Raw genomic sequence first — 13,462 nt, 5'->3', positions numbered from 1 at the left:
TCAGGAAGTTATTCCATGCGTCGAGACATACCGCCCCTCGCCGAGGTGCGTCGCATTACGCAGAAGAAGCGCGATGCATGGTGGACCGTGCTCCTGGTCGACCCCGTAGCCACACCTCTGGTGCGGTTCGTTGCCAGGCGCACCCGTATTACTCCCAACCAGATCACCTGGGGCGCGCTGGTCCTGGGGCTGGTTGCTGCCGCCTGCTTCGCCAAGGGTGACTGGTACTGGTTGATCGCCGGCGCGCTGGTCTACCACCTGAGCTTCATCCTTGACTGCATGGACGGCAAGGTCGCCCGTCTCACCGGTCAGGGGTCTGTGTTCGGTGCCTGGCTGGACTACATCTTCGACCGGATACGGGTCATGGCGTGCGCCATCGCCCTCATGGCCGGCCAGTACTCCCGCACCGGCGAGATGATCTATGTCTGGCTCGCTGCCGTGGTCGTCTTCCTGGACGGCCTGCGGTACATCAACTCGCTGGAGATCTTCAAGACCCGGCACACGATGCGCAAGCAGATCAAGTCGCGCATCCGGTCAGCCCGTCGAGCCGAGAACCAGGCGGAGCTCGCGTTCATGGAGGACCTGCTTCGGGACAACCCCGAAGCCGACATCGAGCAGGATGCAACCAGCCTCCCTGCGCGGGAGGAGGCGCCCTCCGGTCCAGTGACACTCGCCGCCTCCCGAGGGCAAGTGATCGATCTGCAACAGGAGTTCCGTCACCGCTTCCCCGGCTACCTGCGGTTCCGCTCGTTCATGCTGCGTCACCGCATCCGCACCCATCTGATCAGTGGCATCGAGTTCCAGATGAGCGTGTTCATCATCGGCCCGCTCCTGGACCAGGTCATCGGTGCCACTGTCGTCAGCGCGGCACTGCTGCTGGTCTTCGAACTGGCCATCGTCTACAAGCTGCTGTTGTCCACCCGGGACTTCACGCGCACGATGAGCTCCTTCGAACAACAACAACGGAACATCACGACTGCGGCCTGACCTCCGGTGGAGGGTGATGGCCAAGAGCAAGGGCCGGAAGAGGAACCGGCGATGTCGAGCGTGCGTGGGCTCACAGGTCATCGGGACTGTCGTCGCGCAGCTTCCGCCAGAGGCGGGTGCGGTGCAGCACGTAGAGGGCGATGGACAGGACGATCGCCTGCAGCCCCACAGCCAGCAGCCAGAAGACGGTCGTGCTCTCCAACTCATCGGTCATGTACGTGAAGTTCATGCCGAAGAATCCGGTCAGGAACGTCAGCGGCAGGAAGATCGTCGACACGACGGCCAGCCGGTTGATCACGCCGTTCTGCTCGCCGGACACGAGGGAGGAGTAGCTGACGAAGGCTCGCCGGGAGGCGTCCTGGAGAGACGCGATGTCCGTGAGCACCGACCTCGCAGCGCGTTGGTACGAGCGGGCGAGCCGCTGCCGCTCCTCCGAGAAGCTGCCGCTCATCATCCTCCGCGTCAAGGTCTCGTCCGTCGCCTCCAGGTAGGGCAGGAGCGAGTGGTGCAGGAGGGCCGCGCGCCGTCGTAGCCGTGCCAGACGATAGACCTGCTGGGGCCGGCGTTGCCGGAACATCGGTACGACGAACCCGGCGCTCTCTCCGAGGAACTCGGCACGCACGGCTTTGCCCTCCCTTCCGAGCCACGCCAGGTCCTCGGCTTCCAGACCGAGCTGGTGGGCGACCGGCTGTTCGTCGGGCGGTGCCTCCTCGGGCAGCTCGATGTCCACGATCAGAAAACGGGATGCCGCGAGACGTTCACGCGCCTCCGACACGTGTGTATGAGTAACGACGCCTTCCGGCATCGACACCACCGATACGATCATCGTCCCTCATCGTGGATCACCGGCTGCAGCACCTTTCAGCGTGGGCAGACCCCGACGTCCACGCACACGGAGGGACCCGTTCGCACCGCCGGTGGCCCCGAACGGGTGAGGGCCGGGCCGCCGGCGTCCGTGAGCGCGCCGACCGATGACCGGCGTCAGTTGCCGCCCTGGTGGAGGCTCTGCAAGGTCACCGGGACGCCGATACCGGAGAATGCTCCCGCAGACCTGCCTTGGAGATCGGCGGCCATGTCCCGGATCGCGGGGAGCCGGGCGAACAGCGCATCCCCGGGGCAGTCGGTCTCATTGCCGTCGCGATGGCCGGAGATGGCATTGAATTCGGCCGAAGTGCCCTTGGCGTAGCGGCTCTTGTCATTGGTGGACGTGAGTCGCACCTTGCTGCGGGGGTCGACACCGCGCAGGCCGAGTTTCCAGGCGGCGAGGGCCGCGATCGAGTGCTCCATGGGGGCCGGCACCTTCGTCCCTCGTCCGAAGGTGCCGATTGCCGCGATCCCCGCAGTGCCCCGGTTGAACCCCTGGGTGTGGGAGCCGACGACGGGGCGGTCGACACCGCCGGCGCGGCCTTCGTAGATGTTGCCGCATCGGTCGACGAGGAAGTTGTAGCCGAGGTCTCCCCAATTCCGGTCGTGGGTCTGGCCCGTGTACAGGTTGCGCAGGGTGAGCGGGACGTCCGCACAGTTGTAGTCGTTGGGGGTGTCGGTGTGGTGGATGAAGATCGCTGTCACCCCTCCCGCGTAGTGGGCATGGGCGTCGCGCTGGGTCTCGTCGGCCCGCCACTGCGCACGCGACACGATGGCGGGCCGAAGCGCCGCACGGGGGAATGTCACCGGCGTCGCTCCGAGGGTGGGGTACGGCCATGTGGAATCGACGGCCGGCTCCGCAACGGTTTCGGTCCGCTGCGCCGAGGGAGGGCTTTCCGGCATCGTCCCGCTGCCGGCCCTCGTCACCCCGGCCGGTGCCGCCAGGAGAGGAACGGCCAAAGGGACCGTGACCCACAGTGCCATTCGGTACAAACGCACAGGGAGACCCTCTTTGTCTTTCGCCGTGGGGACGGTGGGGGTGCGTACGCCCAACAGCTTTCCGGGGGGAGGTCGGCTGCGCGCGCCGGGTTACCGCATGCAGGGGAGCATGCCGACTCCCGCAAGGGTTCCGAAGCAAGGTCGAGCCGAGGCCCCGGCACCCGGCCGGGCGTACTGTCCATGCCTGCCTGCCCGGACGCACGTACCGTGACGAAGGACTGCACAGGGTCGTCGCAGAGGTTCCGGCACGGAGGAGTGGACGTGAAGCTCGGCCTGCACTACTGGAACTACTCGCAACCCGCCGACCCCGCGCTCATCGCGCCCACGCTCGCCGAGGCGGCGCGGATCGCCGACCAGGGCGGGGTCGCTTCGTTCACCGTGATGGACCACTACTTCCAGATGGAGACCCCGCAGAGCACGGCCGACGAGCCGATGCTGGAGGGGTACACGGCCCTCGGATTCGTGGCGGCGCTGACCCAGCGGATGACGCTCGGCCTGATGGTCACGGGGGTGATGTACCGCCATCCGGGCCTGCTGGCGAAGATCGTCACCAGCCTCGACGTGCTGTCCGGCGGCCGGGCCGTGCTGGGTCTCGGCGCCTCCTGGTACGAGCGGGAGCAGCGCGGACTCGGGGTGCCGGTCGTCCCGGTCGCGGAGCGGTTCGAACGGCTGGAGGAGACGCTGCAGATCTGTCTGCAGATGTGGAGCGAGGAGAACGGCCCGTACGAGGGGCGGCACTACCGGCTGGACGAGACGCTGTGCATGCCGGAGCCGATCGGCGAGCGGCCGCCGATCATGATCGGCGGCGGCGGCGAGAAGAAGACGCTGCGGCTGGTCGCCCGGTACGGGGACGCGTGCAACCTGTTCGCCACCGATGTGGACGAGGTGGCCCACAAGCTCGACGTACTGCGGGTGCATTGCGCGGCGGTGGGCCGCGACTACGACTCCATCGAGAAGACCCTCATGTTCAACAGGCCGGTGCTGGACGAGACCGATGCGTTCCTCGCCGACGTCGAGGAGTACGCGGAGCTCGGCATCACCGCCGTCCAGGTGCTGCCGGACCGGCACCCGGTCAGTTTCACCGAACAGCTCGCCGCGCGCATCGTGCCCAGGCTCGACACGATCGGCTAGACCGCCCGGGAGCCGTTTGCAGCCGGTTGCGGGTTTCTCCGTACCAGGAGACCGCTCCTGCTCCGCGGCACCGACGGCGTAGTCGATCAGCAGAGCGGCGACGGAATGCGCCGACGCCCCGGGGCGGTCGCTGTCGAGTGCGGGCGACAGCACCGTCGTGGTCCGCGGCCAACTGCTCGCCGACGGCTCCGGGGTCTGCGGACGGACTCGATTTCCAGGGAGAACTCCATGCGCTACACGACCTTCGGCCGCCGTACCGGGCTGCGCGTCTCCCAGTACGCACTGGGTACCGGCAATTTCGGCACCGGCTGGGGCGCCGGGGCCGAGCCCGACGAGGCGCGCCGCATGTTCGACCGGTTCGCCGAGGCCGGCGGGAACTTCCTCGACACGGCGGACCACTACCAGTTCGGTGAGTCGGAGACGCTGCTGGGGGAGTTCCTCGGCGCGGACCGGGAGGACTTCGTCCTGGCCACGAAGTTCACCAACGGCGCCGCTCCGCAGCCGGCCCTGTCGCGGACCGGCAACGGCCTGAAGAACATGCGTCACTCGGTCGAGGCGAGTCTGCGGCGCCTCGGCACCGACTACATCGACCTGCTCTGGGTGCACTTCCCCGACGGCCTGACGCCGGTCGAGGAGATCCTGCGCGGCCTCGACGACCTCGTCGGCCAGGGCAAGATCCTGCACGCGGCACTGTCCAACTTCCCCGCCTGGCGAGTCTCCCGCGCCGCGACACTGGCGGACCTGAAGAACTGGGCGCCCGTCGCCGGAATCCAGGTCGAGTACAGCCTGGTCGAGCGGACCGCCGACCGTGAGCTGCTGCCGATGGCCGAGAGCCTCGGGCTCGGCACCGCCCTGTGGTCCCCGCTCGGCGGAGGGCTGCTGACCGGCAAGTACCGCGGCAGCGCGGAAGGCCGGCTCAGCGATCTGAAGACCCTGGTGCACACCGAGAGCAGTGATCAGAAGGCCGCGATCGTCGACACCGTCATTGCCGTCGCCGAGGAGACCGGGGCGCCCCCGGCCCAGGTCGCGGTCGCCTGGATCAACGAGCGGGCCGCACGCGCGGCGACCTCCCAGATCCCGATCGTCGGCCCGCGCACCGTGAGCCAGCTCGACAACTACCTGGGCGCCCTCGACGTCGTCCTCACGCCCGAGCAGTACACCCGCCTCTCCGAGGTCAGTGCCGTTCCGCTGGGTGTGCCGCACGAGGCGAGCGCAGGTGTCCGGGACAGGGTCCAGGGCGGGGACGCCTCGCTCTTCACCGCCCCCGCCGTGCCGGTCGCCTGAGCCGGTTCAGGTCCTCATCGGCCGTCAGCCCGGGGCATCGGCACGCTGAGCGCTTTGGGGCCCGTTCATGGGCCCGTGGGCCCACGCCTCCGTCGGCTGCGCTCATTACGCTCGTGACCGACCGAATGTGAGCTGAAGACTTGCCGCCGCCGAGCGGTGACTCGACGTGCTCATACGCACATCCGAAGAGGTGCCCCCACACTCTTATGAGGTGAAGCGTCGATGAAAGACGGTTTCTTCCACTCGTACCATCTCGGCTGGAGCCGACTCGATGCCGAGTCGCTGCTCGGGGATCTGGGCGCGGCGGGGCTGCGGCTCGACCACCCCGCCACCGGCCGCATCACACTGGTCAGTCCCGGCTCCGAACCGCCGGCCACCCAGGCGCGGGTGACCTGGGAGCAGCTGGTGACCGTGGCGGGCCTGCAACGGCTCGACGAGATCAGCTTCCTGCTGTGGGTGAAGAGCGGCGCCGAGGTGTACGCGCGCATCCGTCGTACGAGGGGTGGCGTCGTCGCTCTCGAATTCGGACTCCACGGGCTGTCCCAGGACGATCAGGAGCTGGCCGTCCGCGCGATCAGGGAGGCGATCGGCAGGGCCTCCGTGCTCTGCATCGGCTTCGTGGTCGACCGGGAGGGGGCATCGGTGGCGACCGACTGGGACGGGGTCATCGTCAACGGCACCACGCTTTTCGACAGTTGGCCGGACACTCTGGCCGTACGGCACGAGGTGGCGGCGGTGCAGCCGCAGTTGTCGGGTGTGGCGTCGTTCGAGCAGTCGCCGTGGATGCTGTTCGGCAGCGAGGTCCCCAGCCGGTAGCGGCCGCCCGGCCTGCGCCCCGAAGGGCCCGTGCAGGCCTCGGACCCGGCCGCCGCACCGCTGCGGCGGCCGGCAGCCCTCAGACCCAGCCCCGCATCGCCACGAACCCGTACAGCAGGCCCAGCGAGAACACCGTCAGACCGGCCGCGAACACCGCGGGCATCAGCACCGGCCCCCATGCCCGCGGCCCGGCCACCGTGGCGCGCTTCTCCGGGTCCGCCGGATCGTACGTGACCCGGATCGGTGCCCCGACCTCGAAGCCGAACGGGCCCGGCGCATGGTCGACGAACTCCATGTCGCGGCCGTCGAGCGTGCGGAACGCGAACACGTACTCCGTCGCGTACCCACGCTCCCGGTCCGCCCCCCGGTCCACGACCCGGCGCTCCGCGCACCGGCCCTCGACCTGTACCCCGTGCCGGATCAGGCTCAGTACCCGGCCCAGCCGCAGCGCCGAGCGCACGGCGAACGCACCGAGGAACAGGCCGAACAGCAGCAGGAATGTCGCGGTGCCGCCGGGCAGAACATTCATGAACGCCAGTCCTCCACGGGCTACTTCACGGTGATCGAGCCGACGAAGGCGTCGAGATCCTTCGCGCTCAGCGAGCCCTTCACCGCGTTGATCCGGATGGCGAACGGTACGTCCTTCGAGTCGACCCCCGCCACCACGACCCCTGTCATCCGGGTGCCGCTCGCCGGGGTCTGCTCCTTGCCGGACGAGGTGAACTCGTAGTCGATCCGACGCGCGTCCCGGGCGCTCTCCTCGCCCGCCAGCCGGACATCGGAGGTGGCCTTACGGGTCGCACCGAGGCCGATGCCCGCGCCCGCCGCGGCGGCGGCCTCGCCCGCGTCGTCGACGCCCGTGGCGAAGTCGAGCTGGACCGAGACCATGCCGGTGCGCAGCCCGCCCTCCGTCTTGAGCGCGACGGCCGCGTTGCTCTTGCTGCGGTCGGCCACGGACTGCTCCTTGTATCCCTTGTCCTTCGGGTAGCCGACGGACAGGCTCTTCGTGTCGAGCTTGCCCCAGCCGTCCGGGACGGCGCCCGCGTCCGAGGAGCCGCAGCCGGTGAGAAGGGTGAGACCGATGGCGGCGGCAACAGCCGCGCCGAGCGTCCGGGACCTGTTCACTGCCGCCCTTGCCGTTGCCGCTGCCATGGTCTGTTCATCGCCTCTCGTCGTGCGTGGTGCCGGGTGGTGCCGCCGGTGCTGCGGGGTGCTCAGTTCGCGCAGTAGCTGTACGGAAGGAAGCTGCGCTTGTCGCCCTGCGGAGCTCCGAGGAACTGCGCGTCCGTCAGTGTCTCCTTCTTGTGCTCGTCCGAGATGGAGAACCCGAGACTCATGCCGAGCGAGACCTCGAAGCCGAACTCCTGGGCGTCCGTCTCGCCGTGGTACTGCATGGTGCTCGACAGGCCGTCCTGGAACATCATCTGGTCGAAGGGGTCCGTCCCGTCGGGCTTCTGCTGCAGCGACTTGTCGCCGAACATGTACTCGAACGGTGCGGTGTTGTTGCCGCTGCCGTCCAGCCACTTCTCGGCGATGGCCCGCTTGTCCTCGGTGGCCTTGTCGTCGTCCTTGCCGAAGATGATCGAGTTCGTCTGGACCTCGATGCCGGTTTCGCCGGACGAGTCGGTGACACTGCCCTTGCCGCCGCGCTTGTCGCCGTCCTTCTTGCCGTTGTCGCCCTTGGCCTCGCCCTTGTCGGACGTCGAGCCCGTCTCGACCGTCTTCGTCATGTCGATACGGACGATCTTGCCGGTCTTCTGGTCACGGGTGACGGTGATCGCCCCGGTGCGGGTGTCCTTCGCGCCGGCCGTGCCGGTGAGCGGGCCCGCCGTGCCGCCGACCTTGCCCTCGAGTTCGAGCTTGGCGGTGTACGTGTACGACTCGTTGCCGTTCACGTCGTCCTTGGTGATGGTCACGTCGGGGGAGAACTTGGCCTTGCCGCCCAGCTTGGCGCCGAGCGCGGACTCGTCGCCCGCGCTGATGTTGAGACCGCCGTCGGCGTACACGTTGAGGCCGATGGTCGAGTAGGAGATCTTCTTGTCGCCGATCTTCTTCTCGACGTCCTCCTTCTTTTCGGCCCACTTCATGCCCGAGTACCAGCCGCCGCCGTAGCCGCCGCTGTACTTGGTCGAGGTCTCCCACATCTTCATTTCCTCGATGTCGTCCCGCATCTTCTTGGCGTCCTCCTCGCTCTTGAAGACCCAGGTGTCACCGTTGGTGATCTTGACGCCGCCGCCGACGTCGACGTCCGCCTTGCCGAGCTTGCCGAGCTTGACGCCGGGCGTACTGCCGCTGGCGCCGACGGACGCGGCGTCCGTGAACGTCATGTAGACCAGCTTGTCGTTCTCGTCGACCTTGCCGTCCTCGTTCACATCTGTCTTGGCCTGGCTGACCTTCTGCTGGAAGCCGTACTCGTTGCCCCACTCGAACCAGCCGATCTTCACCTTGTCGCCGACGGTGTCGGAGACGCTGGAGACCTGGCACAGCTTGGGCTCGTAGTCGGCATCGGTCTTCGGCTTCGCGGTCGGGTCCCCGCCGCCCGTCGTGCATCCGGCACTGCCGCCGCCCATCGAACTGATCGCACACCGGATCCGGTCGCCGATCTGCCCGCCGACACCCGCCATCGCCATCGCGCCGATCAGGGTGACGACGAGGACGATCACCCCCAGGTACTCCATGGCGGTGGCACCGCTGTCGCGCCAGGTGTACGAGTTCGGCGCGGCGGGCTCCGTCTCGTCGGCCTCCAGCAGCCGGTCGACGGCCAGTCCCACGGCAGAGCCGGTGACCAGCACCACCACCGGCATCAGCACACCCTCGACGCCGACGACATGCCACGAGACGTAGAGGCCGTACGCGAGCCCGACGACCGGAACACTCAAGGTGGCGAGCAGGTACAGGAGACGTGACTCGCGCTGCTCGTCGGGCAGGACGCGGGCGGCGGCCAGGGTGGTGAGCAGGGTGGTGATGACGCTGGGCACATGCAGGAGTACCAGCCGCCAGGTGAAGACCTGGAGCCGCTCATCGGTGGCGAGCGTCTCGACGAGCCCACGCGTCACCAGGATCCCGGCGAAGACGTAGACGAGGGCGCCGACGGCCCAACTGCGCGTCAGGGGAAAGAACACACCCCCGCCGCGCTCTCGCGGTATGTGGCCCCCGCTTCCGCTTCTCCAGCCGCCGCCACTTCTCACGGTCTTCCCCTCCGCCACTGACTCGCACTGCCTGCCCGCCCCGCTGCCGAACCCCGGGTGTGGCGTGAGCGTACGGGCGTGCGGACCGGATGACCTGGGTCCTTGGCCCCAAGTTCGGGCCCAAGTCCGGTGAAGGAGGCGCCGGGTGACGGGCGATCGAGTGGTTGGACGTGGGCCCGGGCAATCGGAGGTCGGCCGGGGACTCGCCGCCCGGTGGGCGGTTGCAGGTGGGTGCTCATTGGGGTCCGGAGGCCCAAGACGGGTGCACCGCACGCTCGTTAGCGTCGAAACCATGTCACATCTGGGGGAGTTGCGTCGTCGGATCCGACGGTGGTCACGGGGTTCCCGGCCGCGTACGGACGTCCGGTTGCTGGGTCTGCGCCGCCGGCGCGATCGGGGGCAGGGGGCCTTGGAGTACCTGGGCCTGGTCCTGGTGGTCGTGGCGATCGTCGGCGCTCTGGTGGCGACGGGGATCGGTGCGGAGCTCACCGAGAAGATCGGTGCGCAGGTCTGCCGGATCGGAGGCGGCGGGAACTGCGGTGGTGACGGGAACACCGAGGCTCGGGACGGCGGTTCGGGCAAGCCCGGCACCGGGGATCCGGCGTCGGACCGCAACGACGACGGTACGCCGAAGACGCCGGCGCAGGTCGACTACGACAAGGCGCTGAAAGAGCTCCAGGACGCCCAGAAGGAAGAGACGTCCAACTCGGACAAGGCGAAGGAAGCCGCGAAGGAACTCGCGAAGATCCTCGCCGACGAGCTCGGGATCACCGACGCGCTGAACTGCATCACCAAGGGCGACATGGGCGCCTGCACGGAAACCCTGATCAACGTCCTGCTCAGCCTGATCGGGGGTGCTGTCGGGAAACTGGGCGCGAAGTACGGCGCCCCGTGGAAGTGGAAGAAGGCCTACAAGCTCATCAAGAGCTTGAAGAAACACGGTGGCGACCTCTACGACGCCCTCAAGGGCCTGGTCAAGAACCGCAAGAAGGTCAAGGAAGCCGAGAAGAAGCTCGAGGACGCCCGGAAGAAGCTCGACGACGCGAAGAGGGACCCGCCGAAGAAGGACGACAAGCCCGACGAGAAGAAGCCCGACGAGAACCCGAACTGCAAGGTCAAGCACAGCTTCCTGCCGGGAACACAGGTGCTGCTCGCCGACGGGCGGAGCGTCCCCATCGAATCGGTGCGGACCGGCGACCGGGTCCGGGCCACCGACCCGTACAGCGACCGCACCCAGGGCCGACGGGTCGAGCGCACGATCACGACGTACGACGACAAGGACTTCACCCGGCTGACGTTCCGGACCGCCGGCGGGCCCGCGGTGATCACCGCGACCGGCACGCACCCGTTCTGGGCGGTCGGCCGGCGGCAGTGGGTGGATGCGGCCGACATCACGCCCGGTACGGAGCTGCGGACCGCGGACGGGTCCGTGCTCGCCGTCTCGGCCGTCGTGCGGTACACCCAGCGGCAGACCACGTACGACCTGACCGTCAACGGCATCCATACGTACTATGTGCTGGCAGGCGGCGCCCCCGTCCTGGTGCACAACAACTCGTGGTGCACCGACGAGGAGCGCCTCGAGGATGCCGACGACATCGCCAAGGGGCACGCGGACAGCAAGCACGCGGGCGACTTCCCCGGGCTGTCGACCGACGATCTCGCCGAACTCGCCAAGGACGTGATCAAGAATCCGTCGCGGACCAAGGACCTGGGCAGCGGCCGGAAGGCGTTCCTCGGCAAGGACGGCACGACCATCGTGATCCACGATCCAATGAGCCCGGACGGCGGAACCATCTTCCGGCGGGACCCGGCGAAGCTCGAAGAGTACTGGGAAGGGCTGAACTGATGTCGGCAGGCGAAGTGGCGGCGAGCGAACTGCTCACGGGAGCCGAGACCGGACTCCTGCGGCGGGCGCTCCTGGAATGGGGCGGCCCGGCTCACTGCAGCGACCAGCTCGCCGTCGGCATGGGCTTCGCGGACGAGCAGGACCTGGTCGACCAGTGCGGCAGGCTGCGGGCTGCACTCGCCGACGACGCCCCGCTCGCCCCGGTGGACTGGGCGCGGACCCTGCTGGCCGTGGAGATCGTGTTCGTCAGCGACCTCGCCGGCACCGGCGTCGAATGGCGGACGACCACGGGACTCGGTGACGAGCCGACCATCATGATGCTGCGGTCGATCCAGCGGAAGCTGGCCAGGACGGTCAAGCCCTACTACGGGAAGAGCCCGAGGGACTGACGACGGATCGGCCTCGTCGCCGGGCCTTGGGTCCCCGCCTGAGTCCTGGGGCCCAAGACGGGGCCGGGGCGGGTCGCTAGCGTCGTGCCCCGGAAGTGTTCATGGCCCGCCCGTCTCCGCGTACGGACAACGACCGGGGCGGGCGCGTGACCGGAAGGGTGGACGGGTGAGGACTCGCTTACAGACGGCGGAGCAGCTGGCGCTGACCGAGGAGGAGTCCCGGCTCCTGCAGCAGGGCCTGGTCGAGTGGAGCGGCCCGGCGCGCTGCACGGAGGAGTTCGCGGTGGCCATGGGCTTCGACGACGCGGCCGACCTGAACCGGAGGGGGGCCAGGATCCGTTCGGCGCTGGCGGCGAAGGAACCCCTGGAGCCGATGGACTGGGCGCGGGCGCTGCTCGCCACGGAGCTGGCGTTCGCCAGCGAGGTGGTCGGCTCGGGCTACGAGTGGTCCACGACGACCGGCTGGTCCGACGTCACGACCGTGAAGGTCCTGCGCTCCACGCAACTGAAGCTGATCCGCACGGTGTCCCCACTCGTCGGCCGCGGCCTGGGCACCCGGCCCTGAGGGCTGTCGGACCACGCCGGGCTCGCGGGGCACGCGCCCTGATCCCGCCTGATCCGAAAGAAGGGCCCCTTCCTGAGCGCGGCTCCGGGTTGGGCCCGTGGGCCCACGCACCCGCCGCCGCCCGGTTGTTAGCGTGCAGACAGGGACGGGGCCCATGGTCGGAAACGGGGAACGATGAAGGCTCGTACAGCAGTCATGGCGGCGACGACAGCGGCGCTCTGCCTCGCGGCCGTGTCCTGCGGCCCGTCAGGCGGCGACTCGTCCCAGGGCAAGGACAACGGCAGGGCGAGCAGTCCGTCGAGCGCGAAGCCGTCCGGCAACGACACTTCGTCCCCGCCCCCGCCGTCCTCCCCGAGCACGCTGCCGGCCGGCACCAACAAGGTGCTCACCGAGCCGGAGCTGACCGAGGCCGCCCTGGCCACCGGCGACGTGGCCGGCTACGAGGTCACCCCGCTGCAGGGCAGCCAGGACACCGGCACGGAAAAAGCCGAGGACCAGGCCTGCCGGCCACTGGCCGCCGTGATCAACGGCGCTCCCGAACCCGCCGCGACCGCTACCGTCTTCCGTACCGTGATGGACAAATCGGAGGAGGGAAAGGACGACCAGACCGTCGTCACCGAGATTCTCACCTCCCACCCGAAGGGCGCGGCCCAACAGGTGCTGCGCGACGTCCGCGACGCGGTGCAGGCCTGCGCGGGTGGGTTCAGGACCTCGAGCGACGAGGGGCCGTCCACGTACAGCAAGGTCGATCTGCTGGATGCGCCGCGGGTGGGCGAGGAGAGCATCGCCTACCAGGTGACGGGGAACATCGAGGGCGACAAGGTGCCGCTGGTCTTCCGGCTCGTACGGAGGGGTTCGACGGTCGTCACGTTCTACGTCGCCGACTTCGTCGACGCGACGCCTCCGGAAATCCCGGCGGAAGTGGTCACTGCGCAGCTGGCCAAGCTCCCGTGACCCGCCCCTCAGCCGGCCTGGTCGATCTGCACCTGCACGCCGGGCCGCAGTCCCCACTTCTCCATCGTCCCGGCCTCCGACTCGAGCACATGACGGGATTGCAGCCGCACCATCCCGAGCCGCCCCGGCTTCATCGTGTGGACCGCCACGACGTTGAACTTCCGGTCCAGGTAGGCCACATCGATCGTGAACCGCATCCCGAACGTGTGCACACTCCCGCACGGGGTGATCATCAGGGCCCCGTCGATCCCGTCCTGCCCGAGAAGCCCCTTCGACCGGGCCCGGTACGAGGCGGCGATCCGCAGCGGTATCTCCAGCCCCGGCCCCCCCTCCCGGTCCCCGACCGTCAACGTCCCGTTGCCATTGCGCCATTGACCCATGGCGACGACGGTAGCGCCCGGTGACAACCACTGGGCCCGAAATGACGAGCAGTGGGCCC

14 protein-coding genes are annotated in these 13,462 nt (G+C 68.7%); 8 read left to right on the top strand and 6 right to left on the bottom strand.

Features of this window, described 5'->3' with window-relative positions; translation table 11 throughout:
* The first annotated feature begins 15 nt into the window (after window positions 1-15).
* Window positions 16-987, top strand: coding sequence for a CDP-alcohol phosphatidyltransferase family protein (locus OHA03_RS08910; RefSeq protein ID WP_267002499.1), 972 nt, complete (start codon window positions 16-18; stop codon window positions 985-987).
* Between the two features lie 70 nt (window positions 988-1,057).
* On the opposite strand, the gene OHA03_RS08905 is transcribed toward OHA03_RS08910, so the two are convergent.
* Window positions 1,058-1,762: a CorA family divalent cation transporter gene (locus OHA03_RS08905; protein WP_267002497.1), complete on the bottom strand. Its 705-nt coding sequence runs from the start codon at window positions 1,760-1,762 to the stop codon at window positions 1,058-1,060.
* A gap of 206 nt (window positions 1,763-1,968) precedes the next feature.
* Window positions 1,969-2,658, bottom strand: coding sequence for a peptidoglycan recognition protein (locus OHA03_RS08900; RefSeq protein WP_323181181.1), 690 nt, complete (start codon window positions 2,656-2,658; stop codon window positions 1,969-1,971).
* Between the two features lie 453 nt (window positions 2,659-3,111).
* Between OHA03_RS08900 and OHA03_RS08895 the strand changes: the two genes are divergently transcribed.
* The 3 genes from OHA03_RS08895 (at window position 3,112) to OHA03_RS08885 (ending at window position 6,081) form a co-directional block, all read left to right on the top strand.
* Window positions 3,112-3,981 (top strand): LLM class F420-dependent oxidoreductase, encoded by an 870-nt coding sequence (locus OHA03_RS08895; RefSeq protein WP_267002493.1) that lies wholly within the window; start codon window positions 3,112-3,114, stop codon window positions 3,979-3,981.
* A gap of 228 nt (window positions 3,982-4,209) precedes the next feature.
* Window positions 4,210-5,265, top strand: a complete 1,056-nt coding sequence (locus tag OHA03_RS08890) for an aldo/keto reductase (protein ID WP_267002491.1) — start codon at window positions 4,210-4,212, stop codon at window positions 5,263-5,265.
* A gap of 222 nt (window positions 5,266-5,487) precedes the next feature.
* Complete coding sequence (locus tag OHA03_RS08885) at window positions 5,488-6,081, top strand: hypothetical protein (protein ID WP_267002489.1); 594 nt, start codon at window positions 5,488-5,490, stop codon at window positions 6,079-6,081.
* A gap of 79 nt (window positions 6,082-6,160) precedes the next feature.
* Here OHA03_RS08885 and OHA03_RS08880 read toward each other — a convergent pair whose 3' ends face one another.
* From OHA03_RS08880 to OHA03_RS08870, 3 genes are all read right to left on the bottom strand, one after another.
* A complete protein-coding gene (locus tag OHA03_RS08880; protein WP_267002487.1) occupies window positions 6,161-6,610 on the bottom strand; it encodes a DUF3592 domain-containing protein in 450 nt (149 codons plus the stop codon).
* Between the two features lie 20 nt (window positions 6,611-6,630).
* On the bottom strand, window positions 6,631-7,233 hold the full coding sequence (locus OHA03_RS08875; protein ID WP_267002485.1) for a hypothetical protein: 603 nt from the start codon (window positions 7,231-7,233) through the stop codon (window positions 6,631-6,633).
* A gap of 62 nt (window positions 7,234-7,295) precedes the next feature.
* A complete protein-coding gene (locus tag OHA03_RS08870) occupies window positions 7,296-9,203 on the bottom strand; it encodes a hypothetical protein (protein ID WP_267002483.1) in 1,908 nt (635 codons plus the stop codon).
* A gap of 358 nt (window positions 9,204-9,561) precedes the next feature.
* Here OHA03_RS08870 and OHA03_RS08865 point away from each other — a divergent pair, with 358 nt between their 5' ends.
* The 4 genes from OHA03_RS08865 (at window position 9,562) to OHA03_RS08850 (ending at window position 13,023) form a co-directional block, all read left to right on the top strand.
* On the top strand, window positions 9,562-11,115 hold the full coding sequence (locus OHA03_RS08865) for a polymorphic toxin-type HINT domain-containing protein (protein WP_267002481.1): 1,554 nt from the start codon (window positions 9,562-9,564) through the stop codon (window positions 11,113-11,115).
* Window positions 11,115-11,504, top strand: coding sequence for a hypothetical protein (locus OHA03_RS08860; protein WP_267002479.1), 390 nt, complete (start codon window positions 11,115-11,117; stop codon window positions 11,502-11,504). The genes OHA03_RS08865 and OHA03_RS08860 overlap by 1 nt, the downstream gene beginning before the upstream one ends.
* 166 nt (window positions 11,505-11,670) lie before the next feature.
* On the top strand, window positions 11,671-12,069 hold the full coding sequence (locus tag OHA03_RS08855) for a hypothetical protein (RefSeq protein WP_267002477.1): 399 nt from the start codon (window positions 11,671-11,673) through the stop codon (window positions 12,067-12,069).
* A 174-nt stretch (window positions 12,070-12,243) separates the two neighbouring features.
* Window positions 12,244-13,023 carry a hypothetical protein gene (locus OHA03_RS08850; protein ID WP_267002475.1) on the top strand — a complete coding sequence of 260 codons (780 nt, stop codon included), beginning with the start codon at window positions 12,244-12,246 and terminating at the stop codon, window positions 13,021-13,023.
* An 8-nt stretch (window positions 13,024-13,031) separates the two neighbouring features.
* Here OHA03_RS08850 and OHA03_RS08845 read toward each other — a convergent pair whose 3' ends face one another.
* Window positions 13,032-13,403: a DUF192 domain-containing protein gene (locus OHA03_RS08845; protein WP_267002473.1), complete on the bottom strand. Its 372-nt coding sequence runs from the start codon at window positions 13,401-13,403 to the stop codon at window positions 13,032-13,034.
* Window positions 13,404-13,462: the final 59 nt, after the last annotated feature.

It is taken from the genome of Streptomyces sp. NBC_00154 (genome assembly GCF_026342835.1).
GTDB lineage: Bacteria > Actinomycetota > Actinomycetes > Streptomycetales > Streptomycetaceae > Streptomyces.
This window is presented reverse-complemented; position numbering and strand designations above follow the sequence as displayed.